The sequence below is a fragment of the Aminobacter sp. GW821-FHT11F06 genome (genome assembly GCF_058808215.1).
The window spans coordinates 81,168-104,638 of record NZ_JBXARL010000004.1 but is presented as its reverse complement, the minus strand read 5'-3'; the positions used below and the strand labels follow the sequence as shown (position 1 = coordinate 104,638).

The window sequence follows — 23,471 nt, the reverse complement described above, 5'->3', positions numbered from 1 at the left end:
GGAGGCGATTGCCACCGGCTTTGCCTGACCGACCGGGCGGCTGGTTACCCATCCGGGTGGCAGTTCGCGGCTTCAATCGATTGAAGGCATGTCCGATGTTCGGCTGCGACTAAATAGGTGAGCCAGAACGGTTTTCCGACTTTGACGCGGTGCAAAAAGAGCATTAGAAAGCGCGCAGTCCGACGTCGCAAAACGGTGCGGCGGCGCCGTATTCAAACATAGCCACGCTCGGATGCAGACCGGGGGAGCCATGAGCAAATCACAAGCCACCCAACCAACCACACGAGCGCGGCCTTTGTCGCCGCATCTCTTCATCTATCGCCCGCCGATCACCATGACGACGTCGATCCTGCACCGCATCACCGGCAGCGCGCTCTATTTCGGCACGCTTCTGGTCGCCTGGTGGCTGATCGCGGCGGCGACGTCGCAGCATTATTTCGAGTTCGTCAGCTGGGTGTTCGGCACCTGGATCGGGCAGCTGGTTCTGCTGGGCTATACCTGGGCGCTGATGCTGCACATGCTGGGCGGCATCCGCCATCTGGTCTGGGACACCGGTGCCGGGCTTGAAAAGCACACGGCGTCGAAGGTCGCCTGGGCATCGCTGGTCGCATCGGTGGTGCTGACGGCGCTGGTCTGGATCGTCGGCTACATGGTGCGGGGAGCCTGACATGAGCGGCAACAACAACGATATGCGCACGCCGCTCGGCAAGGTGCGCGGCCTTGGCTCCGCCCGCGAAGGCACCGAACATTTCTGGCGCCAGCGCCTGACTGCTGTCGCCAACATTCCGCTGATGCTGTTCTTCGTCGGCCTTTTGATCGCGCTCAACGGTGCCGATTTCGCCACCGTCCGCGCCGCGCTCGCCAACCCGTTCGTGTCACTGGTGATGGCGCTGATGCTGATCTCGGGCCTCTACCACATGCGGCTCGGCATGCAGGTCGTCATCGAGGACTACATCCATGGCGAGGGCCTCAAGCTGACGCTCATCATGCTCAATACTTTCTTTACCATAGCGGTCGGCGTCGCCTCGCTCTTCGCCCTGCTCAAACTGGCATTTGGAGGCTGACAAGGTGGCCAAGGACGGCAAGACCAGCGGAGCTTCCGCCTATACCTATGTCGATCACAAGTTCGACGTCGTTGTTGTCGGCGCCGGCGGTGCTGGCCTGCGCGCCACGCTCGGCATGGCCGAGCAGGGGCTGAAGACCGCCTGCATCACCAAGGTATTCCCGACCCGCTCGCACACGGTCGCAGCACAAGGCGGCATCGCCGCCTCGCTGCAGAACATGGGGCCGGATTCCTGGCAGTGGCACATGTTCGACACCGTCAAGGGCTCCGACTGGCTCGGCGATGTCGACGCGATGGAGTATCTGGTGCGTGAAGCGCCCGCCGCCGTCTACGAACTCGAGCATTATGGCGTGCCGTTCTCGCGCACCGAAGAAGGCAAGATCTACCAGCGCCCCTTCGGCGGCCACATGATGAACTATGGCGATGGTCCGCCCGTGCAGCGCACGTGTGCTGCCGCCGACCGCACCGGCCACGCCATCCTGCATACGCTGTATGGCCAGTCGCTGAAGCACAACGCCCAGTTCTTCATCGAATATTTCGCGCTCGACCTGATCATGGAGCCAGACGGCACCTGCACCGGTGTCGTTGCCTGGAACCTCGATGACGGCACCATCCACCGCTTCTCGGCGAAGATGGTGGTGCTGGCGACCGGCGGCTACGGCCGCGCCTATTTCTCCGCGACCTCGGCCCATACCTGCACCGGCGACGGCGGCGGCATGGCCTCGCGTGCCGGCCTGCCCTTGCAGGACATGGAGTTCGTGCAGTTTCACCCGACCGGCATCTACGGTTCGGGCTGCCTGATCACCGAAGGCGCGCGCGGCGAAGGCGGCTATCTCGTCAATTCCGAGGGCGAGCGGTTCATGGAGCGTTACGCGCCGTCGGCCAAGGACCTGGCCTCGCGCGACGTGGTTTCGCGCTGCATGACGCTGGAGATCCGCGAAGGACGTGGCGTCGGCAAGAACAAGGACCACATCTACCTGCACCTCGACCATCTCGACCCGGCGGTGCTGCATGAGCGGCTGCCAGGCATTTCGGAATCGGCGAAGATCTTCGCTGGCGTCGACGTGACCCGCGAGCCGATCCCGGTGCTGCCGACGGTCCACTACAATATGGGCGGCATCCCGACCAATTATTGGGGCGAAGTGCTGAACCCGACCAAGGGCAATCCCGACCGCGTGTCGCCCGGCCTGATGGCTGTTGGCGAGGCCGGCTGCGCTTCGGTGCACGGCGCCAATCGTCTTGGCTCCAACTCGCTGATCGATCTGGTGGTGTTCGGCCGCGCAGCGGCGATCCGCGCCGGCGAAGTCGTTGACCGCAACGCGCCGATCCCGGCGCCGAATGCGGCCTCGGTCGAAAAGATCATGGACCGCTTCGACCGCCTGCGTCACGCCAATGGCGGCACGCCGACGGCAGTGCTGCGCGAGAAGATGCAAAAGGCGATGCAGGACGACGCTGCTGTGTTCCGCACCCAGGATTCGCTTGAGCAGGGCTGCAAGCGCATCTCCCAGATCTGGGGCGAGATGAAGGACATCAAGGTCTTCGACCGCTCGATGATCTGGAACTCGGACCTGGTGGAGACGCTGGAGCTCGAAAACCTGATGTCGAACGCGATTGCCACCGTCTACGGTGCCGAAGCGCGCAAGGAAAGCCGCGGCGCGCATGCGCGCGAGGACTTCTCCGCCCGCGACGACGCCAACTGGCGCAAGCACACGCTGGCCCACGTCGCCGAGGACGGCAAGGTGACGCTGACCTACCGGCCGGTACACACCGAGCCGCTGCTCAAGGAAGAAGACGGCGGCATCTCGCTCGCCAAGATCGCACCCAAGGCACGGGTGTACTAGACATGGCGCTGGCGGCGGCCGGATATTCGCCTGTTCCGCTTGCGGCCAAGCTTGGCCTCAAGGATGGGCAGAGTGTTGTCTTTGTCGACCTGCCGGATGAGCTAGGCGAACTGGCTTCGTCGCGAGATTTCGCGGCGAAGCGGCTGACGGGCTGGCAGGGTCTCGGGGACACGGGCGAAGGGCATGACATCGTGCATGCCTTCACCAAGCGCCGCGCCGACCTCGACGGCAATGTCGAGACATTCAAGAAGATGATCGCGCCCGATGGCGCTGTCTGGATCTCCTGGCCCAAGAAGGCATCGAAGATCGCCACCGACATCACCGAGGATGTCATTCGCGACGTCGCGCTGCCGACAGGGCTGGTCGACGTAAAGGTCTGTGCCGTGGATGCCGTGTGGAGCGGGCTCAAGCTCGTCATCCGCAAGGAACTGCGCCAAGCTGTGAGGAACCGATCGTGGTCGAACTAACACTCCCCAAGAACTCGCAGATCAAGCAGGGCAAGACCTGGCCGAAGCCGGAAGGTGCGACCAATCTGCGCGAGTACCGGATCTACCGCTGGTCGCCCGACGATGGCGATAACCCGAGCATCGACACCTATTTCGTCGATGTCGACGATTGCGGGCCGATGGTGCTGGACGCGCTGCTCTACATCAAGAACAAGATCGACCCGACACTGACGCTGCGCCGGTCTTGCCGCGAAGGCATCTGCGGTTCGTGCGCGATGAACATCGACGGTTCGAATACGCTCGCCTGCACCAAGGGCTGCGACGACATTTCGGGCGCGGTGAAGATCTATCCGCTGCCGCACATGCCCGTGGTCAAGGACCTGGTGCCTGACCTCACCAACTTCTACGCCCAGCACCGCTCGATCGAGCCGTGGCTCAAGACGGTGTCGCCTGAGCCGGCGAAGGAGTGGCTGCAAAGCCACGAGGACCGCGCCAAGCTCGACGGCCTCTACGAGTGCATCCTGTGCGCCTGCTGCTCGACCTCGTGCCCGAGCTACTGGTGGAATGGCGACCGCTATCTCGGCCCGGCAACGCTGCTGCAGGCCTATCGCTGGCTGATCGATTCCCGCGACGAAGCCAAGGGCGAACGCCTCGACAATCTCGAGGATCCGTTCCGGCTCTACCGCTGCCACACGATCATGAACTGCGCCCAGACCTGCCCGAAAGGCCTGAACCCGGCCAAGGCGATCGCCGAGATCAAGAAGATGATGGTCGAGCGCCGCGTTTAGCTCGGCGATCGGTTTTTGGCTGCGCGCCTGCGGCGTCGCGGCAGCCGAGATCAAGAAGATGATGGTCGAGCGGCGGGTCTGAGGCAGGAGCGCATATGACGGACACAGACCTTCCTCTTCTCACGCCGGTCGAAGCGCGTGTGCTCGGCTGCCTGATCGAGAAGAAGGAACTGACGCCTGACGTCTATCCGATGACGTCGAATGCGCTGGTTGCCGCCTCAAACCAGAAGACGTCGCGCGAGCCGGTCATGGCCCTGGAGGTCGCCGACATCGCCCGGGCGCTTGGCACATTGCAGGCGAAGGGGCTGGCACGCCAGCAATTCGCCTCGCGCGTCGAGCGTTACGAACATCAGATGGCGCAGAAATTCTCGCTGACGCGCAACCAGAGCACGCTGATCGGCCTGCTTCTGCTGCGCGGACCGCAGACCGTCTACGAATTGCTCGCCCGCGCCGAGCGCATGGCGAATTTCACCGATGCCGACGCCGTGCGCGGCGAACTCGACATGCTGATCGGCCGCAGGCCGGCGCTGGTCAAGGAGATCGGCCGCGCACCCGGCCAGCGCGAGGATCGCTTCGCGCATCTTTTATCAGGCGATGTCGATGCCGCGGTCGTCACGACAAGTCGAGCGCCGGGCGCCACCACATCAGTTGTTTCGGAGCTCGAGGAGCGCGTTCGCCTCCTGGAGGAGGAAGTGGCCGCACTCAAGGCGCGGCTCGACGCTGTCGGCGGATAGGCCGGGCGGCAGAACAACAGCCAGCTGTCTGCACAGCAAATGCAGTCATCTCGCCGTAATCGGCGATAGCAAAACGGCCCGGTTGCCAAGGCAGCCGGGCCGTTTGTATTTGTTGCTGCGACGCGATCGCCGGCAGTCACAGAGGGAGGCTCTGCCCCTCATCCGCCTGCCGGCACCTTCTCCCCGTAAACGGGGAGAAGGGAGCACGTGGCCTCATTTCCGCGCGGCTTCGACGATCTCGCGGGCCATGGTTTCGGCGACCGCATCGGTGGTGCGGCCTTCGCGCTCGGCGCGCTGGAAGATCGCTGTCAGCGTGTCGGCGATCTTTTCGACGCGCGGCTTCACCGCTTCGACGCTGTAGCCGCCATCGGCCATTTCGGCGGCGACGTTGATGACACCGCCGGCGTTGATGACGTAGTCGGGGGCGTAGAGGATGCCCTTATCGACCAGGCGGATGCCGTCCTCGGCGGTGGCGAGCTGGTTGTTGGCGGCACCGGCGACGATCTTGGCCTTGAGCTGCGGGATGGTGACGGCGGACAGGATGCCGCCAAGGGCGCAGGGCGCGAAGATGTCGACGTCAGCTGACAGGATGGCGTCGCCGGTAACGACAGTGGCGCCGAACTTATCGGCGGCACGAGCGGTGCGGCCCGTATCGAGGTCGGAGACGGTGAGGACAGCGCCTTCGGCATGGAGCTTTTCGCACAGCGACCAGCCGACAGAGCCGAGGCCCTGCACGGCGACGCGGACGCCCTTGAGATTGTCGCTGCCTGTACGGTGGCGCAGGGCCGCCTTGAGGCCCAGGAAGGTACCCTCAGCGGTGAAGGGCGAGGGATTGCCGCTGCCGCCCTTGGTGGTGCCGCTGACGTTGGGCGCGCGCTCGGCGAGGAAGTCGGCGTCGGCGAGCGTCATGCCGACGTCTTCGGCGGTGATGTATTGGCCTTCGAGCGCGTTGAGCATCTCGGCATAGGCTTCGAGCATCGCAGGCGTCTTGTCCTTCTTGGCGTCGGCGATGATGACCGCCTTGCCGCCGCCGAGCGGCAGGCCAGCGATGGCCGACTTGAAGGTCATGCCACGCGACAGGCGCAGCGCGTCGATGACGCCGGCTTCAAAGCTCTTGTGCGGCCAGATGCGCGTGCCGCCCAAAGCAGGCCCGAGCACGGTGGTATGGATCGACACGATGGCGGTCAGCCCGCGCGTCGTGTCGCGGCCGAGCCAGACCTGCTCGTGATGGTCGAAACCATCGAGATGGGCGACATCAGCGGTGATGTCGGTGATTTCGAGCGTGGTCGCGGCCGACAGTTGCCGGTTGCGCGGTTCAAGGACGTTCAGCATGAGGGTTCCTCCCGGTGAGCTGGTCCTCAGAAGGATAAACCGATCACGCGATTTTTGGTTTCGAAGTGGCCCAGTGCTGCGACCGCGCATTGCGCGCACGTGGCCGGCCACGCAACAAACGAAAAAATGGCCGGCCGGTGAAAAAGATGGCCGGACGCTGGTCTGCCCCCCTGCGTCCGGCCTGCTGAGCTGCCGCTTCGATGCCACACCCTTTAGCACCCTGCTGGCAGCCAACCTGTCATTCCATGACGTCGCCGAGCGACTGTCGGTTCAAGGAGCCGGCTTGTCCGGTTCCTTTTGTGCCTCCTCCTGTCGCTTCGGTTCGGTAGGCTTCGCAAGCCTGCCGCCTAATGCCATCGGAGCGAGGAAGGCACGTGGATTGAAGCCCGCCGCAGCGAGGGCCGCGAGCGTCTTCAGGAACTGAAGGTGGTGCATGCCCGGTTTCCTCGTTTCGCCGTCGGGACTGGCCCGCTTCGACTTTCGAGCGGCAAACTAGATGGCCGCGTTGACGCGATCTTGGACTGGATGGCCCGATGATGCGGCTTAGGCGGCCATCCAAAATAGGCCCACCGCAGGCTATCGAGCGCCGTATTGACGGATCGAATAACGCGAACTAGAAGGCTCGACTTCACGTTTTGGTTGTGTTGCGTAACATGAGTTGATCCGATGACGAGTGCTAACGGACAGTTCGCTTCATTCCGCCTGATGACCGACGGCCTGCCTGCGCAGGACAGACTGCCGATGTTGCGCGAGGTCTATGGCAAGACGATTCTCAACGCCGATCTGGAGCCGGTCGATGAATCGCCTGTTCACGTGGATATGCGGGTCAGGCTGCTTCCGGGCATCGGCATTGCCACTGGCGTCGCCTCGCCGATGAGGGTCGGGGTCACGTCGCGCATGGTCGACAATGACGATGTCATTCTGCTCGCGGCCCTTGCCGGCGGCAGCCACATGCAGATCGGCAAGCTTGAAGAAAGCGTCCTGCCCGGTTGCGCGATGTTCGTGCCCGGCGGCCAGGTGGGCGCGAATGTGACGCGGCCCGGCTTCACCTATGTCAATCTTCGCTTCGAGCGGAAGGCGCTGCAGCCCTTGCTGGGCGATGTCTCCAGCATGATGATGCGGCCGATCCCGGTGCATGAAGGGCCGATGCGCCTGCTGTTGAGCTACGCCACGGCACTTCAGCAGATGGACGAGGCATTGCCAGGCAACATGGCGCGCATGGTGGCGACACATCTGCTCGACCTGACGGCGCTGACGCTGGGCGCGACGCGCGATGCCGAACAGGTGGCGCTGGGGCGCGGCTTGCGCGCCGCGCGGCTGGCGGCGATCAAGTCGGATATATCGGCACGTACCGACCTGCGCGGCATCTCGGCCGAAGAGATCGCCGCCGAGCACAGGCTGTCGCCACGCTATGTCAGGAAGCTGTTTGAAAGCGAGGGGCTGTCGTTTACCGAATTCGCGCTTGGCCAAAGGCTGAAACGGGCGCACCGGATGCTGAGCGACCCGCTTTGGGCGCGCCACAGCATCACCGATATCGCCTATGAAGCAGGCTTCAACGACCTGTCTTATTTCAACAGGGCGTTTCGCAAGCGCTACGGCGCAACACCGTCCGATGTTCGTGGCGATGCACTAGCGGCGTGAGCGGGCGCCGAGCATTGCTCGGCGCACTTGATCGTTTCAGTCAGCTAAGCCTGGCGTCGAGCGAAACCTTGATGGCGCCGAGCGCCTTGGAGACCGGGCAGCCTTCCTTGGCCTTGGCCGCCAGTTCCTGGAATTTTGCCGCATCGATGCCGGGCACGGTGCCGACGAGGGTGAGTGCGCTTTCGGTGATGCCGGTGCCGGGGATGAGCGTGACCGTCGCCTTGGCATCGAGCTTTTCGGCGGGTGTGCCGTTTTCGGCGAGGAAGTGCGACAGCTGCATGGCGAAGCAGCCGGCGTGGGCGGCGGCGATCAGCTCCTCGGGGTTGGTGCCCGACTTGCCGCTTTCATCTTCAAAGCGTGCCTTGAACGAATAGGCTTGTCCCTTGAGCACGCCGCTTTGCGTGTCGATGGTTCCCGAACCTTCCTTGAGCGTGCCCTTCCAGATGGCGTTGGCAGTGCGGTTCATGACGTTCTCCTGTTCAACTGAGCGGCAGTTGAAAGACTATAGCGTTGCCGCGCGCGCATGCCACCTTCGCATGAAGGGTCGGCGAGAAAACCGTGGCCTTCGAAAAAACTGTCTCGCGAAAATGTCTGAGTATGGCCTGCCGCATCGTCCTTGGGTGGTCGCGGCGTCTCGTTGCGGCCTGCCGGAGGGTGAGATGCAGCTGCTACCGCATGGCAATCTGGGAAAAGGAATCGTTGGGACGAATGCCCTGGAGGTGCCGTCCTCGGGCGTCGGCCGGTTGCTTTTGGCATTCGGCATCATCGTCGTGCTGGCGTTGCTTTTTGACGCGGCAGCGTTGCAGCTGGTCAGCAAGCCCGCTGAACCGGTGCTAGACTTTCCAACACAACAAGGGAGAGCGGAATGAAGTACCTTTGCCTGGTTTATCATGAGGAACAGCAGCTTGGCGCGCTGTCGCGGGACGTGGCGGCGAAGCTCGACGCGGATTCGCTTGCCTATGACAGGATGCTGGAAAACAGCGGCAAGCTGATCGCGGCGGAAGCGCTGCAGTCGGTGAAGACCGCCAAAACCGTCAAGCGGCGTTACGGCAAGAAACTGGTCACTGACGGCCCCTTCGCCGAGACCAAGGAGCAACTGATCGGCTTCGTCATGATCGAGGCGGCCGACCAGGAAGAGGCGCTGGAGATCGCCTCGCACATCCCGCTTGCCGCTATGGGCCAGATCGAGGTCAGGGCGATCTACGATATTCCGGGGGCTTGATTCAGCGGCGCCGTCATCCCGGGCGAGCGGAGCGAGACCCGGGACCTATTGATCAGCGCGGCCGGGTTCTCGTTTTGCGAAAGCATCCATGACGTGCGCCAGGGCAAGGACCCGGCCGCGCTACACGATGCTCCCGCCAATGGGATAACCTTCGCTCCGCTTCGGTTTCCGGGATGACGCCCGCAGGATCAGATCGCGTCGCCCTTGAGCAGGCGCGGGGTTTCGCCGGTCAGGCCTGATGCCTGGCGGATGAAATAGTCCTTGAGGCTGGGCACGCGGTCGACGAGGCCGAGGCCGATGTCGCGGATGGCGCGGATGGGGGCGATGTCGTTGGAAAACAGCCGGTTGAGCACGTCTGTGGTGACGCCCATGCGCACGGTGTCGAAGCGGCGCCACTGTTCGTAGCGCTCAAGCACGTCAAGCGTGCCGATGTCCTGTCCCAGCCGGTCGGCCTCGACGATGGTCTCGGCAAGGGCTGCCGCGTCCTTGAAGCCGAGATTGAGGCCCTGGCCTGAGATCGGGTGGATGCCGTGGGCAGCATCGCCGGCAAGGGCGAAGCGGTTGGCGACGAAGGCGCGGGCCAGCGTCAGGCCGAGCGGCCAGGCGCGCGGCTTGTCTTCGACGCGGATTTCGCCAAGCTGGAGGCCGAAGCGCTGCTCCATCTCGATCTCGAAGACGAATGGGTCGCCATTGACCAGCTTTTCGGCGTCCTCGGTGCGTTCGTTCCAGACGATCGAGGAGCGGTTGGTGCCATCCTTTGCCGGCTTGAGCGGTAGCGTGGCAAAGGGTCCGGCCGGCAGGAAGTGCTCCTCGGCGCGGCCACCATGAGGGCGCTCATGCGACACGGTGCAGACGATGCCGGACTGGCCATACTCCCAGCGCACGGTCTTGATGCCGGCCATGTCGCGCAGCCTGGACTTGACGCCGTCCGCTGCGATCAGCAATCGGGTGTCGATGCTGACGCCGTCGGCGAGATGGACCTTGGCGCTTCCGACGCCGGCCTCGTAAGCCTGGACGGCGACGCCTTCGATGATGTCGATGCCGAGTTCGGCGGCGCGGCGGCGCAGCGCTCCGTTGAGGAACTTATTTTCGACCATGTGGGCGAAGGGCTCGCCTGCGCCGACTTCGCCGTCGAAGGTCAGGAAGACGGGTCGGACCGGATCGGACGTCTTGGAATCGGTGATGATCATGCTGGTGATCGCCTGCGCCTCGGGCGCGATCTCCTCCCAGCAGCCGAGCTGGTCGAGCATGCGGCAGGCGGCGGCGGCAATCGCCGAAGCGCGGCCATCTTTGCGCCAGATTTCGGCCGGGGCGGCATCGACGATGGCGATGTGCAGATTGGGCCGCGCCTGCTTGATCGACACGGCGGTGGCAAGGCCGACATAGCCGGCACCGGCGACCAGCACATCGAGCTGCGCCGATTTATTGTCGTCAGATTCGCGTGTGACCATGGCGGTGTCCTTTACGACTAGGCTTCCCGCCTTGACTCGACGGGGGCTTCCTGCTGGAAACCGGAGTATACTTCGTCCCGAAAAGGGGAAAGCATGCCGGCCGGAATACAAGAGCTTCTCAGCATTCTCAATCTCGAGAAGCTGGAACACAACCTGTATCGTGGTCGCAGCCCGCAGGTTCAGTGGCAAAGGGTGTTTGGCGGCCAGACCATCGCCCAGGCACTGGTCGCGGCACAGCGCACAGTCGAGCCCGACCGGCACGTGCATTCGCTGCATGGCTACTTCATGCGGCCGGGCGACATCACCGTGCCGATCATCTACGAGGTCGACCGCATTCGCGACGGCGGCAGCTTCACCACCAGGCGCGTGGTGGCGATCCAGCACGGCCATGCGATCTTTTCGCTCGAAGCTTCGTTCCAGGTCGAGGAGCAGGGCCTCGAATACCAGATGCCGATGCCGCTCGACGTGCCGCCGCCCGAAGAGCTGAAGTCACAGCGCGAGCTTTTGGCCGAAGCAACCCATGTGCCCGAGCAGATCAGGCTGTTTTGGGCCAAGGAGCGGCCGCTGGAACTACGGCCCGTTTATGCCGAGCACTATTCGAGCCGTGACAAGCTGCCGCCGCTGCAGAAGGTGTGGATCCGGCTGACCGGCCCGGTGCCGAACGACCGGGCGCTGCGTGCCGCGGTGCTTGCCTATCTCTCCGACATGACGCTGCTCGATACGGCAACCTTTGCCCATGGCCGCGGCATCTTCGATCCCGACATCCAGGCAGCGAGCCTCGACCATGCGATGTGGTTCCACCGCGAGCATGCGCTTGACGGCTGGCTGCTCTACACCCAGGACAGCCCCTCGACGAGCGGTTCGCGCGGGTTCACGCGCGGCGCGCTCTACGCCCAGGACGGCACGCTGATTGCGTCGGTGGCACAGGAAGGGCTGATCCGCCTGCGCACAAAGCCTACAAAGTAGGCATTTCAGGATTTATGCACATTCTGTGAGCAAGTGCTTTGCTGCACTTGCGAAGGATGCTGCGCGTCCGAAGTATATTTTCTTTCAATTTCAATACGTTAATCAACGCCGGCGCCAACTGGCACGGAGCTTGAATAGCCTAGGTCACTCACCGGTGGCTTTCGGGTCCGCTGGCGATGTCTGCAAACGCGGGGGACCCGCCAGCAAGGGGTGAAACCTGATGAAAATCGTGATGGCAATCATCAAGCCTTTCAAGCTCGACGAGGTGCGTGAAGCGCTCACCAATGTCGGCATCCAGGGCCTGACCGTCACCGAAGTCAAAGGCTACGGTCGGCAAAAGGGGCATACCGAGATTTACCGTGGCGCCGAATATGCCGTGAGCTTCCTGCCCAAGATCAAGATCGAAGTCGCTGTCAGCACTGACCTTGTCGACAAGGCCGTCGAGGCCATCACCGCCGCCGCCAAGACCGGCCAGATCGGCGACGGCAAGATCTTCGTCTTCGGCATCGACCAGGCCGTGCGTATCCGCACCGGCGAAACCGACACCGACGCGCTCTGAGCGGCCAGCCAATTGTCATGGAGACATCAATGCAAATTCCAACCTCATTGAAGACCGCGGCGCGCTCGGCCTTGTTGGGCACGCTCGCACTTGCCGCGCTGGGAACGGTCGCGGCCTTTGCCCAGGAAACCGCTCCGGCGGTGGCCGCCGCAGCGCCCGCGCCCGCCGATGTCATGGACAAGGGCGACGTCGCCTGGATGCTGACCTCGTCGCTCTTGGTGCTGTTCATGGCGCTGCCGGGCCTGGCGCTATTCTACGGCGGGCTGGTGCGCGCCAAGAACATGCTGTCGGTGCTGATGCAGTGCACGATGATCGTGGCGCTGGTGATCGTGATCTGGACGTTCTGGGGCTATTCGATGGCCTTTGGCGATGCGCCGAGCCCGTATTGGGGCGGCCTCGGCAAGGCCTTCCTGATGGGGGTGACGCCTGAAAGCATGGCGGCGACCTTCACCAAGGGCGTGGTCATTCCCGAATATGTGTTCATCGTCTTCCAGATGACCTTTGCCTGCATCACGCCGGCACTGATCGTCGGCTCGTTCGCCGAGCGCATCAAGTTCCCGGCGGTGCTGCTGTTCGTGGCGCTGTGGGTGACCTTCGTCTACTTCCCGATCGCCCACATGGTCTGGGATTCGGACGGCCTGATCTATGGCTGGGGCGCGCTTGATTTCGCCGGCGGCACCGTCGTGCACATCAATGCGGGCATCGCAGCCCTTGTCGGCGCCCTGTTGGTCGGCAAGCGCACCGGCTACGGCAAGGACAATATGGCGCCGCACTCGATGACGCTGACCATGGTCGGCGCCTCGATCCTGTGGGTCGGCTGGTTCGGCTTCAATGCCGGCTCCAACCTCGAAGCCAATGGCGGCGCGGCCCTTGCCATGATCAACACCTTTACCGCGACCGCAGGCGCGATCCTCGCATGGGTGATCATCGAAGTGGTCACCCGCGGCAAGGCCTCGATGCTGGGAGCGGCCTCCGGCATGGTCGCCGGCCTCGTTGCGGTGACGCCGGCTGCCGGCTTTGTCGGTCCGGTCGGCGCCATCGTGCTCGGCGCGATCGCTTCTGCCGTCTGCTACTTCTTCGTGGCGGTAGTGAAGATCAAGCTCGGCTATGACGACTCGCTCGACGTTTTCGGCATCCACGGCGTCGGCGGCATCATCGGCGCCATCGGTACCGGCGTCTTCAATGCCAAGGCGCTGGGCGGCGTCGGCTACGGTACGCTTTCGGTCGGCGGCCAGGTCTGGACGCAATTCCTTGCCGTATCGGTGACTGTGCTGTGGTGCGGTATCGGCTCGCTGGTGCTCTACAAGCTGGTCGATCTGCTCATCGGCCTGCGCCCGAGCGTCGAAGCCGAACGTCAGGGTCTTGACCTGACCTCGCATGGCGAGGTGGCCTACCACTCATAATTCAAAGGGCGGTCGAGCGATCGACCGCTCCATTTTGCCAATCCCGTCGTGGCCGCCGAAAAGCAGCCACGCTTTGAGGCTCGGAGCGATCCGGGCCTCCTTTTTTGTGGTCGCCAGGTCGCTGAAGGTCAGGCAAAAAATGCCTGGATCCGCGGCCACCAGCCGATCGCGGCGCGAACGCGCCGGGCGGCGCTGGCGCCTCTCACGGCTTCGCCGAAGTGGCAGTAGCAAACGATATTGTGCAGCTGCCGGTCGGACAGGTCGAAGAAGCGTTTGGCTTCGCCGTAGCTGTCGTCAGCAAGGCCGGATGCCCTAAAGCCCGGGTCCTCGAATGCCACGGTGAGCGGCGAACCAGTGACGCGCATCGCCATGCGCTCGGCGCGTGGAGCATATTCAGTGCCCGGAAGCGTGCCGAGGCGCCGTTCGGGCTGGTGTTCCAGCAACTGGGCCCAGCGTTCGAGGCGCTGGGTCCGCGTCATGGGCAGATAGGGAGCTGCGGGTTGGATGTCAGCGAATGCCTGCAGTTGCTCGATGGTATGGTGTTTCATCGTCGCCTCCTGTCTTAGCTTTTGCTAATATTGAAAGGTATGGCGATGCAGGCGTCGGGGCAAGCCCGAATAGCGCAGCCCATGGAAAAACCCCGCTCCCGGGGAGCGAGGGGTTGAGGCTTGCCAGGAGCTTGAGAGCCGCCGGATCACGTGTCCGGCGTCATTGTTGCTGTGACCCCGGAGGCTTCGTTCGCGCAGTCTTGGGTGCGCCTGACGCCTGGGTAATGTGAACGATGGCTTAACCTTAATGCGGCCTTAACCTTCCCCTCGCTAGTCTGACAACCGAATCTGCCCGCGATGCGTTCGCATCTGGGCCACGGCATCAATGGACGGGGACGAGGCATGCGTTCTGGGGTTTCCTCACCGCTCGCGCTGACCGACGCAGGGCACGGCATTCAGGCATTCGCGCGACGGCAGGCAGGCCGCGCGGCGGGCATCTGCCTTTTTGCCTTCGTCGCCTTCGGGCTGGCGGCACTCGGCACCTGGAACGTCGCCGACCCGAGCTTCAGCCATGCCACCGACAGTCCCGTCACCAACGCCATGGGTTATCCCGGTGCGGTGTTCGCCGACCTTGCCATGCAGTTCTTCGGCCTAGCCTCGGTCGCGGCGCTGATGCCGGCGGTGATCTGGGGCGTGCTGTTTGTCACCGCGCGCGGTGTCGACCGCATGCCCAAGCGCGGCCTTGTCTGGTTCGGCTCGGCCCTTTTGGCCGCAGCAATCGCCGGCTGCGTCGGCGCGCCGCCAACCTGGCCGCTGCCGACCGGCCTGGGCGGCGTGTTCGGCGACATGGTGCTCAAGGTGCCGGGCCTGTTCATCGGCGGTTATCCGACCGGGCTGATCGCCACAGTCATCGGCGTGCTGCTGATTGCGCCTGCGATCTGGCTGTTTGCCTTTGGCGCGGGCCTGCTCAACCGCGAGAACGGCTTTGCGGTGGTCAATCCCAAGCCCAAGCCCGATATGCGCGAGCAGGATTTCGCCAGCTTCGACGACGAGGACGACGAAGACAGCGAAGGCGTGCTGGCGCTCGGTGCGATCACGCATTGGTGGCTGTCGGCCAAGGCCTATCTGCGCCGCCGTGCCGCCAAGCGTCGCGAGCAGGAAGGCTACGACATGCCGCCGGTCAAGCGCGAGAGCGCCTGGCGGCAGGCTGCCGAGCGCGTCGAATCGGCGGAGCGCGCCGAGCAGCGCGTTACAACAGGCGGCCGGGCGCGGGTCGAACCCGAATTCTTCGCCCAGATGGTGGCGCAGGAGCGCTCCGTATCCATCGATCCCGAGGACCAGGACGTCTTTGGCGACGACGACATGCCGATGTCGCCCGAGCCGCGTCGCGGCGCCAACGCACAAGTGCAGAATTTCCGCTCGCCGGCCAATGGCGCACCCGTCGCGCGCGTCGAAGCCCCCGCACCTCGGCCGGCTCCGGGCGCCCGAGTCCAGCGCGAGGCGCAGACAACGCTGATCGGCGCCGAGACCTTCGAGATGCCGTCGCTGCATTTCCTGGCCGAGCCCAAGAATGTCGTGCGCGATGCCTCCCTGTCGAAGGACGCGCTCGAACAGAATGCACGCCTGCTCGAAGGCGTGCTCGAAGATTTCGGCGTCAAGGGCGAGATCATCCATGTCCGTCCGGGCCCGGTCGTCACCCTTTACGAGCTTGAGCCGGCACCTGGCATCAAGTCGTCGCGTGTCATCGGCCTTGCCGACGATATCGCGCGTTCGATGAGCGCGATCGCCGCGCGTGTCGCCGTCGTGCCGGGGCGAAACGCCATCGGCATCGAATTGCCCAACGCCAAGCGCGAGACCGTCTATCTCCGGGAGATCCTGGCGAGCCGCGACTTCGAGACGACCAAGGCCAAGCTTGCGCTGGCGCTCGGCAAGACCATCAATGGCGAGGCGGTCATCGTCGACATCGCCAAGATGCCGCACGTGCTGGTTGCCGGTACCACCGGCTCGGGCAAGTCGGTGGCGATCAACACCATGATCCTGTCGCTGCTCTATCGCATGACGCCGCAGGAATGCCGGTTGATCATGATCGATCCGAAGATGCTCGAACTGTCGGTCTATGACGGCATTCCGCATCTTTTGACGCCTGTCGTCACCGACCCGAAGAAGGCTGTGGTGGCGCTGAAGTGGACGGTGCGGGAGATGGAAGACCGCTACCGCAAGATGTCCAAGGTCGGCGTGCGCAACATCGACGGCTTCAATGCCCGTGTTGCCACGGCTGAGAAAAAGGGCGAGCAGATCTCACGCACCGTGCAGACCGGCTTCGACCGCCAGACCGGCGAGGCGATCTACGAGACCGAAAACCTCGATCTGGCACCACTGCCCTATATCGTCGTCATCATCGACGAGATGGCCGACCTGATGATGGTCGCCGGCAAGGATATCGAAGGTGCCGTCCAGCGCTTGGCGCAGATGGCGCGTGCGGCCGGCATCCACGTCATCATGGCGACGCAGCGTCCCTCGGTCGACGTCATCACCGGCACCATCAAGGCCAACTTCCCGACCCGTATCTCCTTCCAGGTGACGTCGAAGATCGACAGCCGCACCATTCTGGGCGAGCAAGGTGCCGAGCAGCTGCTTGGCATGGGCGACATGCTCTACATGGCCGGCGGCGGACGCATCCAGCGTGTCCACGGCCCGTTCGTTGCCGACGAAGAGGTCGAAAAGGTCGTCGCCCATCTCAAGCTGCAGGGCGTGCCGGAATATCTCGACGCCATTACCGAAGATGACGGCGAAGACGAAGACGAACCGTCGGGCAAGGGCGGCGGCGGCAATGGCGGTGGTGGCGGGAACTTCGAGGATTCGGACGATCCCTACGACCAGGCGGTGGCCGTGGTGCTGCGCGACGGCAAGGCGTCGACCAGCTATATCCAGCGGCGCCTCGGCATCGGCTACAACCGTGCCGCTTCGATCATCGAGCGGATGGAGAAGGAAGGTATCGTCGGTGCCGCCAACCATGCGGGAAAACGCGAAATCCTTGTGCCGACCGAAGACGACAAGATGTGAGGACGGAACCAGCGATCACGTTTTCGCGTTCATGACGTGACGCTGATATGTGTCAAACTTCAGCCCCACTGGGCGGCGATAGAGTTGCCGAACTGGAATGAGACGAAAGTTATCGGCATGACAGACAATCTTTTTGCCACCAAGGGTGGCTTTGGCCTGATGCGGCGGCGCCTGCTTGGCCTGGCAGCAGTGATGGCGCTGACCGTCGCATCCGCAATGGGGCTCAGTTCGCCGGCCCTGGCGCAGGCTTCGGATGCCGCCCAGCGCATCGCCGACCATTTTTCGAGCGTGCGCGCGATGTCGGGCGAGTTCGTGCAGTTCGGCCCGCGCGGCGAGCAGACCGGTGGAAAATTCTTCCTTGAGCGCCCGGGCAAGATTCGCTTCAACTATGAGGCGCCGTCCAACTTCAAGGTCATCTCCGACGGCCAGTCGGTGGTCATCCTGAATTCCAAGATGCGCACCTCCGACCTCTATCCGCTGTCGAAGACGCCGCTCAAGCTTTTGCTCGACGATCGCATCGATCTGACCGGCAGCAAGGTCAAGAGCGTCACCGAAGAAGACGACCTGACCACCATCAAGCTTTCGGACAAGCAGGTGTTCGGCAACTCGACCATCACCATGATGTTCGATCCCAAGACCTACGAGCTCAGGCAGTGGACGATCACCGACGCGCAGGGCAAGGACACCACCGTGATGGTGTTCAACGTCAAGCAGGGCGGCTCGTTTGCCGCCGACACGTTCAAGATCGACTACAAGCTCAACCGCGAGCTGAACACCAAGAAGAAAAACGACTAAGAGGCTGTTTGCTAGCTCTACCCTGCCGGTCATCTGACGCGGTTTTCTGCGCTTCCGGTGCTCACGTACTGTAGTACGCTCCGCTCCGGTTCTCGAAAACCACGCCATATGCCTCGGAAGGGCGAGCTATCAAGCAGCCTCTTGTTCGGATTTTGCCCGGCTTAGTTGTGGACAGCGGCGCCAGTGGCGCCGCGCCCAGCTTCTAGCCTTGTCATTGCAGGGTCGGGCTGGCAGGTTCCGCCGCAACGTCTTGCCGGAACCTGCCATGCCCTTTTCCATCGCCACCTGGAACATCAATTCCGTGCGCCTGCGCATGCCGCTGGTCGAGCGGCTTTTGAGCGAATACGCGCCCGACGTCTTGTGCCTGCAGGAAACCAAGTGTCCGGACGATCAGTTTCCGTCCGCCGCGTTCCGCAAGATCGGCTACGAACACATCGCCATCCACGGCCAGAAGGGCTACCACGGCGTCGCCACTGTGGCGCGGCGGCCGCTTGAGATCGTGGAGAAGCGCCGCTTCTGCGAGATCGATGACAGCCGTCATCTGTCGGTGCGTTTCGACGCCGGCGGCAAGAAGGTGACGCTGCACAATTTCTACGTTCCGGCCGGCGGCGACGAGCCTGATGTCGAGATCAATCCGAAATTCCGCCACAAGCTCGATTTCGTCGCCGAGATGAACGCGATCCGCGCCGAACAGGACGAGAGCTCAGCCTCGGTGCTGGTCGGCGACCTCAACATCGCGCCACTCGAACACGACGTGTGGTCGCACAAGCAACTGCGCAACGTCGTCAGCCACACCCCGGTGGAGACCGAAAACTTCGAGGCGATGCGCAAGGCCGGCGACTGGATCGACCTGATGCGGCTGAATGTGCCGGACGACCAGAAGATCTACACGTGGTGGAGCTACCGGGCGAAGGACTGGGAGATTTCCAATCGTGGCCGCCGCCTCGACCACATCTGGTCCTCAGCCAACCTCGCGCCTGATCTCGCCGGCATCGACATTTTGAGTGCCGCGCGCGGCTGGGAGCGGCCGTCGGATCACGTGCCGGTCATAGCGCGGTTTGATTTCGACTGAGATATAGGCCAGGCCGGCCAGCAGTTTCGGGCGGTCGGATGCCATCGAACATGTTCTTTGGGTGACCTTGTCTTGGTCGACGTCACGGCATGGATTCCCGACACTCTCCGCTCGTTTCACTCGCTCACGAGGTCGGGAATGACGGGCTTGGTTGGCCGTTTCCGCCAACCGCCAACGTTGCCGCCAATGCCAGCGCGAATTTTTGCCGCTGATGTCAAACGCGAACATTCGAGATTGACGGAAAGCACCCCAGCACTACGTCATTCCCGACCTCGTGAACGAGCAGAGCGCGTTTTGATTTCGACGGAGATATAGGCGGGGCCGGCCAGCAGTTTCGGGCGGTCGGATGCGCCGGTTTACCTCGACCTTGCCAGCGCAACGGCATGGATTCCCGACACTCTCCGCTCGCTCTGCTCGCTCACGAGGTCGGGAATGACGGGGGGAGGTTAGCCGGTCCCGCCAACCACCGACGTTGCCGCCGATGCGCAAGGAACGCCGATGCTAGCATTCACCGCAAACATTCGAGACTAGCGGAAAGCGCCCCTGCAATCCGTCATTCCCGACCTCGTGAGCGAGCAGAGCGAGCGGAGAGTGTCGGGAATCCATGCCGTTGCGCTGGCAAACAGGAGCGGAGCGCAATCACCCCGTAACTCCACATCTAGGACCCGACCACAGCGTGGCTGGCACCTACCTGCCGAATCGCGGGGCCATGCTTTCGATCCGGGCGATCATGTCCTGGAGGTCTTCGAGGATGTGCTGGTGCAGCCGGGCCGCGGCCTCGGGATATTCCTCGAGGATGCGGTGGAACATTTTGCGGTTGAGCCGGATGATTTCCGAATCGATGGCCGCTGCCGCACTTGTCAGCCGCCTGGTGTCGGCGATCAGCGCGAGTTCGCCGAGCATCGAGCCTGGCCCTGCCGAGCCGAGTTCGGCGCGCACGCCGTCAACCTCGCGGTAAAGCGCTATTCGCCCCGAGATGACGACATAGGCCGAATCGGCCTCGTCATCCTCGCGATAAAGCTTGCGATCGGCGGGGAGATGCACATTCTCCGCGCCAAAAGCCAGCAAACGCAGCTGTTCTTGTGTGAAGCCCTCGAACAGCCTCACGCCGGACAGGATGCGGATGTCGTCATCCAGCGCCATTATGTCCCCGACTTCTCAGACCGGCTCCTTCTCCCTGTCGTTAGCCAGCGGCCCCACACCGCCGAAAAACCGGTCAGGGGACCAGCTTGTATCCGCCGCTTTCTGTCACAAGAATTTCCGCATTGGAAGGATCGCGCTCGATCTTCTGGCGAAGACGGTACACATGCGTTTCCAACGTGTGCGTCGTGACACCTGAATTGTAGCCCCAAACCTCTTCGAGAAGTACGTCGCGGGTGACCACCTTTTGGTCGGCGCGGTAGAGATATTTGATGATCGAGGCCTCCTTTTCGGTGAGCCTGACCTTGCCGCCGCGCGCGTCGATGAGAAGCTTCTGGCTCGGCTTGAAGGTGTAGGGCCCGACGGAGAAGGTGGCGTCCTCGCTCTGCTCGTGCTGGCGCAGCTGGGCGCGGATGCGCGCGAGCAGGACAGCGAAGCGGAACGGCTTGGTGACATAGTCGTTGGCGCCGGCTTCGAGACCGAGGATCGTGTCCGAATCGGTGTCGTGGCCGGTGAGCATGATGATGGGCGCCTTGTAGCCGCCCTTGCGCAGGATCTTCACCGCCTCGCGGCCATCCATGTCGGGCAGGCCGACATCCATGATAAGCAGGTCGATGAGGCCAGCGCGCGCTGCGCTGACACCCTTGGCCGCCGTCGCTTCCTCGAGAACTTCGAACTCCTCATAGAGCGCGAGCTGCTCGACAAGCGTGCCGCGCAGATCGTCGTCATCGTCGACGATCAGGATGGTGCGTGAGGTCATGGAGCAATCCGTTGTTTTAAAATCAAAATTCTGTTGACCACAGACTATGGATGCGGAAGCTGACTGCGACAACCATTGACCGGGTGATTTGTTCCGCAATGCGATCATACAAGAAAAATCAAAGGCGTAATTGGGGCGGATGAATTTTTGCGCAAGGGCATTTCCACAATCGTCGTAAGAGCCAAACCTGGCGACCGGACCAAGGGCCTGCTGCAGGTGGGCGCAACGGTGTTTCCTTGTGCGCTGGGGAGTGGCGGCATTTCCGCTGACAAACGCGAAGGCGATGGCGCGACGCCGCTGGCGACGATGCGTCTTTTGTCGGGCTATTTCCGCCGGGATCACTTTGTCGCGGGGCAAACGCGGCTGGTGATGCGCCCGATCAGGGCCGATCTTGGCTGGTGCGAAGTGCCTGATGACGGCAACTACAACAGGCCGGTGAAGATGCCCTATGGCGCGGGCCATGAGCGCATGAAGCGCGATGACCGGCTGTACGACGCCTGCATCGTGCTCGACTGGAACATCCGGCCGCGACGGCGCGGGCGTGGCAGCGCGATCTTTTTCCATCTGGCGCGGCCGGGCTTCACCCCGACGCAAGGGTGCGTCGCCGTCACCGCGCAGGTGATGGCACGGCTGTTGCCGCATCTGTCGAGCCGCACGGTGCTGAAAGTGGTGCGCTAAAGAAAGCGGCCCGAAGATGGGAGACTATCTTCGGGCCGAGTTTGCTCCCAGAGTGAGCTTGGGAGATCAGTTCAACTGCGGTTCCGGCGGCGCGGCTGCTGCCAGCCGATGTCGAGCAGGCCGAGCCGGCCAAGATCGGCATCGACCGCCTTTGCGATATCGTTGCAGGGGATGCCGGTGTCACGGCGATAGTGCTCGGTCAGGCAGCCGAAATCCTGGGCGGGCAGGTTGAGTGCCGCTTTCATCTGGCGAAGCCAATCAAACAGCGGCTGGAGCCGGTTTGGCTGAATATAGGGTGCCTTGCAGACATCGGTCGACATGGGGTGGTCCGTTTCGTCCGGATATCAAATCCGGTTTGACATTGCTCTAACTGGTCCCATGATGTGGCGTTGAAAGACAAAAGAGAAATGAGTAGTTCTTTCTCAATCATCAAATTCAGTTTGAAGATCCAACGATGCGCTTCGTACCCGGGACACGTGCACTGCGGACGCTGGAGGCTGCCGGCAGGCACCTGAATTTCACGCGCGCCGCCGACGAACTTGGCCTGACGCCGGCCGCCGTCAGCCACCAGATCAAGGAAATCGAGGACCAGCTTGGCGTCGTGCTGTTCACCCGCACCAGCAGGAGCATCCGGCTGACCGAGGCGGGGGCGGTGCTGTGCGATGCCTCGGCCGATGCGCTGGACCTGCTCAGCCGGGCCGTGTCGCGGGCGCGCAAGCTGACGCGTGGGACGGCCTTGCTCAAGGTGACACTCGACGCGCAGTTCGCGTCCAAGTGGCTGATGCGGCGCCTTGATGGTTTCCGCAAGCTGCACCCCGACATCGATCTGAGGTTCGACATCAGCTACGAGGTGCGCGACTTCGATCTCGACGACGTCGATGTCGGCATCCGCTTCGGCACGGGCAAATATCCAGGCCTCTGTGCCGACAGGCTGTTCGACAACATGATCATCCCGGTGTGCAGTCCAGCGTTGCTGGCATCCGGCCCGCCGCTGCGCGTGCCGCGCGACCTGTTTCACCACACGCTTGTTCATATCGAATGGTCGCAGCGAGGCGTGACCTGGCCGAACTGGCGGATGTGGATGGCTGCCGCCGGTGTCGACGACTTTGACGACAGCCGCTCGGTGGTGTTCACCACCTCATCCGATGCGGTACAGGCGGCGATCGACGGCAGTGCTGTGGCACTTGCCGACTTCGCCATGGTGGCCAACGATTTGTCCGAGGGGCGGCTGGTGCGGCCGTTTGAGCTGGGCATCAAAGTGGCGCCCGAATTCGCCTATCATCTGGTCTATCCCGTCGGATCTGCGAACGATGCCAGGGTCAGCGCGTTCAAGGACTGGATCCTGAACGAAGTCCACAATCCGCAGACGTAATCAGGCGAAGCGCCAGACGGTGGTGCGCTTGACCTCGGCATCTTCGAGTGCGCGGGTGACCGGCACCTCGTAGATGGCGAGCCGTTCGAGCCGGTCCTTGGGCAGATAGGAGCGGCCGGGGTCGCCGACGAGGATTTCGGCGCCGCGTTGATGCAAGGAGGAAAACCACGGCACCAGCCTGTCGGCGAAGGACTTTTCGTAGAAGACGTCGCCGGCGAGCACGACATCCCAGCCGGCATCGTGGCCAACGAGGTCTGTCCCGGCAAAGCTCACGGCAACAGCGTTGGCCTCGGCATTGAGCCGGATCGCTGCTTCGCAAAACGGGTCGATGTCGGCGCCGACGACTGTTGCAGCGCCCGCCTGCATCGCGGCGATGGCGACAAGGCCCGAGCCCGAGGCGAAGTCGAGCACGCGCTTGCCGGCGACCGTATCGGGGTGGTCGAGCACATAACGCGCCAGCCCCTGTCCGCCGGCCCAGGCAAAGGCCCAGAAGGGCGGCGGCAGGCCGATCTCGGCCAGCTGCTCCTCGGTGCGGTGCCAGAGGTCATGCGCCTCGTCGGCGAGGTACAGCGCGACTTCAGGCACATGCGGCGGCCGCATCAGTGCCGTGTTGGCGCGGATGAAGTTTTCCGCGCTCTCGGGCGTTAGTCTTGTCAT

The 23,471-nt window shown here is 63.3% G+C and carries 25 protein-coding genes; 17 read left to right on the top strand and 8 right to left on the bottom strand.

All coding sequences use genetic code 11. The features are described 5' to 3' along the window. Positions 1-250 precede the first annotated feature (250 nt). The 6 genes from sdhC (at position 251) to AC1RTB_RS11855 (ending at position 4,872) form a co-directional block, all read left to right on the top strand. A complete protein-coding gene (sdhC, locus tag AC1RTB_RS11880; RefSeq protein WP_492878837.1) occupies positions 251-667 on the top strand; it encodes a succinate dehydrogenase, cytochrome b556 subunit in 417 nt (138 codons plus the stop codon). A 1-nt stretch (position 668) separates the two neighbouring features. After that, a complete protein-coding gene (gene sdhD / locus AC1RTB_RS11875; RefSeq protein WP_492878839.1) occupies positions 669-1,064 on the top strand; it encodes a succinate dehydrogenase, hydrophobic membrane anchor protein in 396 nt (131 codons plus the stop codon). Positions 1,065-1,068: 4 nt separating this feature from the next. Next, a complete protein-coding gene (gene sdhA / locus AC1RTB_RS11870) occupies positions 1,069-2,904 on the top strand; it encodes a succinate dehydrogenase flavoprotein subunit (RefSeq protein ID WP_492878841.1) in 1,836 nt (611 codons plus the stop codon). Between the two features lie 2 nt (positions 2,905-2,906). After that, positions 2,907-3,371, top strand: coding sequence for a DUF3052 domain-containing protein (locus tag AC1RTB_RS11865; RefSeq protein WP_492878842.1), 465 nt, complete (start codon positions 2,907-2,909; stop codon positions 3,369-3,371). After that, positions 3,359-4,138: a succinate dehydrogenase iron-sulfur subunit gene (locus AC1RTB_RS11860; RefSeq protein ID WP_476800288.1), complete on the top strand. Its 780-nt coding sequence runs from the start codon at positions 3,359-3,361 to the stop codon at positions 4,136-4,138. The genes AC1RTB_RS11865 and AC1RTB_RS11860 overlap by 13 nt, the downstream gene beginning before the upstream one ends. Positions 4,139-4,233: 95 nt before the next feature. Beyond that, on the top strand, positions 4,234-4,872 hold the full coding sequence (locus AC1RTB_RS11855) for a YceH family protein (RefSeq protein ID WP_492878844.1): 639 nt from the start codon (positions 4,234-4,236) through the stop codon (positions 4,870-4,872). A 213-nt stretch (positions 4,873-5,085) separates the two neighbouring features. Here the strand turns inward: AC1RTB_RS11855 and AC1RTB_RS11850 are convergent, their stop codons facing one another. After that, complete coding sequence (locus tag AC1RTB_RS11850; protein WP_492878846.1) at positions 5,086-6,204, bottom strand: Glu/Leu/Phe/Val family dehydrogenase; 1,119 nt, start codon at positions 6,202-6,204, stop codon at positions 5,086-5,088. Between the two features lie 666 nt (positions 6,205-6,870). Between AC1RTB_RS11850 and AC1RTB_RS11845 the strand changes: the two genes are divergently transcribed. Further along, complete coding sequence (locus tag AC1RTB_RS11845; protein WP_492878850.1) at positions 6,871-7,845, top strand: AraC family transcriptional regulator; 975 nt, start codon at positions 6,871-6,873, stop codon at positions 7,843-7,845. Positions 7,846-7,885: 40 nt separating this feature from the next. Here AC1RTB_RS11845 and AC1RTB_RS11840 read toward each other — a convergent pair whose 3' ends face one another. Next, positions 7,886-8,311, bottom strand: a complete 426-nt coding sequence (locus AC1RTB_RS11840; protein ID WP_492878852.1) for an OsmC family protein — start codon at positions 8,309-8,311, stop codon at positions 7,886-7,888. Between the two features lie 193 nt (positions 8,312-8,504). Here AC1RTB_RS11840 and AC1RTB_RS11835 point away from each other — a divergent pair, with 193 nt between their 5' ends. Together AC1RTB_RS11835 and AC1RTB_RS11830 are read left to right on the top strand one after the other, a co-directional pair. Further along, on the top strand, positions 8,505-8,714 hold the full coding sequence (locus AC1RTB_RS11835) for a hypothetical protein (protein ID WP_492878854.1): 210 nt from the start codon (positions 8,505-8,507) through the stop codon (positions 8,712-8,714). Next, a complete protein-coding gene (locus tag AC1RTB_RS11830; protein ID WP_492878856.1) occupies positions 8,711-9,067 on the top strand; it encodes a YciI family protein in 357 nt (118 codons plus the stop codon). The genes AC1RTB_RS11835 and AC1RTB_RS11830 overlap by 4 nt, the downstream gene beginning before the upstream one ends. Positions 9,068-9,255: 188 nt before the next feature. On the opposite strand, the gene AC1RTB_RS11825 is transcribed toward AC1RTB_RS11830, so the two are convergent. After that, a complete protein-coding gene (locus tag AC1RTB_RS11825) occupies positions 9,256-10,518 on the bottom strand; it encodes a ubiquinone biosynthesis hydroxylase (RefSeq protein ID WP_492878858.1) in 1,263 nt (420 codons plus the stop codon). A 93-nt stretch (positions 10,519-10,611) separates the two neighbouring features. Between AC1RTB_RS11825 and AC1RTB_RS11820 the strand changes: the two genes are divergently transcribed. The 3 genes from AC1RTB_RS11820 to AC1RTB_RS11810 all read left to right on the top strand — a co-directional run bounded on the left by AC1RTB_RS11820 (position 10,612) and on the right by AC1RTB_RS11810 (position 13,446). Then, a complete protein-coding gene (locus AC1RTB_RS11820) occupies positions 10,612-11,484 on the top strand; it encodes an acyl-CoA thioesterase (protein ID WP_492878860.1) in 873 nt (290 codons plus the stop codon). 220 nt (positions 11,485-11,704) lie between these two features. Continuing rightward, a complete protein-coding gene (locus tag AC1RTB_RS11815) occupies positions 11,705-12,043 on the top strand; it encodes a P-II family nitrogen regulator (protein WP_492878862.1) in 339 nt (112 codons plus the stop codon). Between the two features lie 29 nt (positions 12,044-12,072). Further along, positions 12,073-13,446 (top strand): ammonium transporter, encoded by a 1,374-nt coding sequence (locus AC1RTB_RS11810; RefSeq protein ID WP_492878864.1) that lies wholly within the window; start codon positions 12,073-12,075, stop codon positions 13,444-13,446. A 128-nt stretch (positions 13,447-13,574) separates the two neighbouring features. On the opposite strand, the gene AC1RTB_RS11805 is transcribed toward AC1RTB_RS11810, so the two are convergent. Then, on the bottom strand, positions 13,575-13,994 hold the full coding sequence (locus AC1RTB_RS11805) for a hypothetical protein (protein WP_492878866.1): 420 nt from the start codon (positions 13,992-13,994) through the stop codon (positions 13,575-13,577). A 342-nt stretch (positions 13,995-14,336) separates the two neighbouring features. On the opposite strand from AC1RTB_RS11805, the gene AC1RTB_RS11800 reads away from it, so the two are divergent. The 3 genes from AC1RTB_RS11800 to xth all read left to right on the top strand — a co-directional run bounded on the left by AC1RTB_RS11800 (position 14,337) and on the right by xth (position 18,864). After that, positions 14,337-16,997 carry a DNA translocase FtsK gene (locus AC1RTB_RS11800; protein ID WP_492878867.1) on the top strand — a complete coding sequence of 887 codons (2,661 nt, stop codon included), beginning with the start codon at positions 14,337-14,339 and terminating at the stop codon, positions 16,995-16,997. A gap of 192 nt (positions 16,998-17,189) precedes the next feature. Continuing rightward, positions 17,190-17,792 (top strand): outer membrane lipoprotein carrier protein LolA, encoded by a 603-nt coding sequence (locus AC1RTB_RS11795; protein WP_492879031.1) that lies wholly within the window; start codon positions 17,190-17,192, stop codon positions 17,790-17,792. A 265-nt stretch (positions 17,793-18,057) separates the two neighbouring features. Then, the gene (gene xth / locus AC1RTB_RS11790; RefSeq protein ID WP_492878869.1) at positions 18,058-18,864 is read left to right on the top strand and encodes an exodeoxyribonuclease III; all 807 of its coding nucleotides are present in this window, start codon (positions 18,058-18,060) and stop codon (positions 18,862-18,864) included. Between the two features lie 687 nt (positions 18,865-19,551). Here the strand turns inward: xth and AC1RTB_RS11785 are convergent. Together AC1RTB_RS11785 and AC1RTB_RS11780 are read right to left on the bottom strand one after the other, a co-directional pair. Beyond that, on the bottom strand, positions 19,552-20,007 hold the full coding sequence (locus AC1RTB_RS11785; RefSeq protein WP_492878871.1) for a cyclic nucleotide-binding domain-containing protein: 456 nt from the start codon (positions 20,005-20,007) through the stop codon (positions 19,552-19,554). Between the two features lie 73 nt (positions 20,008-20,080). After that, complete coding sequence (locus AC1RTB_RS11780; protein ID WP_492878873.1) at positions 20,081-20,764, bottom strand: response regulator transcription factor; 684 nt, start codon at positions 20,762-20,764, stop codon at positions 20,081-20,083. 129 nt (positions 20,765-20,893) lie between these two features. On the opposite strand from AC1RTB_RS11780, the gene AC1RTB_RS11775 reads away from it, so the two are divergent. Next, positions 20,894-21,442, top strand: coding sequence for a L,D-transpeptidase family protein (locus tag AC1RTB_RS11775; RefSeq protein ID WP_492879033.1), 549 nt, complete (start codon positions 20,894-20,896; stop codon positions 21,440-21,442). Between the two features lie 71 nt (positions 21,443-21,513). On the opposite strand, the gene AC1RTB_RS11770 is transcribed toward AC1RTB_RS11775, so the two are convergent. Further along, a complete protein-coding gene (locus tag AC1RTB_RS11770) occupies positions 21,514-21,762 on the bottom strand; it encodes a hypothetical protein (RefSeq protein ID WP_492878875.1) in 249 nt (82 codons plus the stop codon). Positions 21,763-21,896: 134 nt separating this feature from the next. Between AC1RTB_RS11770 and gcvA the strand changes: the two genes are divergently transcribed. Continuing rightward, positions 21,897-22,814 carry a transcriptional regulator GcvA gene (gene gcvA / locus AC1RTB_RS11765; protein WP_492878877.1) on the top strand — a complete coding sequence of 306 codons (918 nt, stop codon included), beginning with the start codon at positions 21,897-21,899 and terminating at the stop codon, positions 22,812-22,814. Here the strand turns inward: gcvA and AC1RTB_RS11760 are convergent, their stop codons facing one another. After that, a complete protein-coding gene (locus AC1RTB_RS11760) occupies positions 22,815-23,471 on the bottom strand; it encodes a class I SAM-dependent methyltransferase (RefSeq protein ID WP_492878879.1) in 657 nt (218 codons plus the stop codon).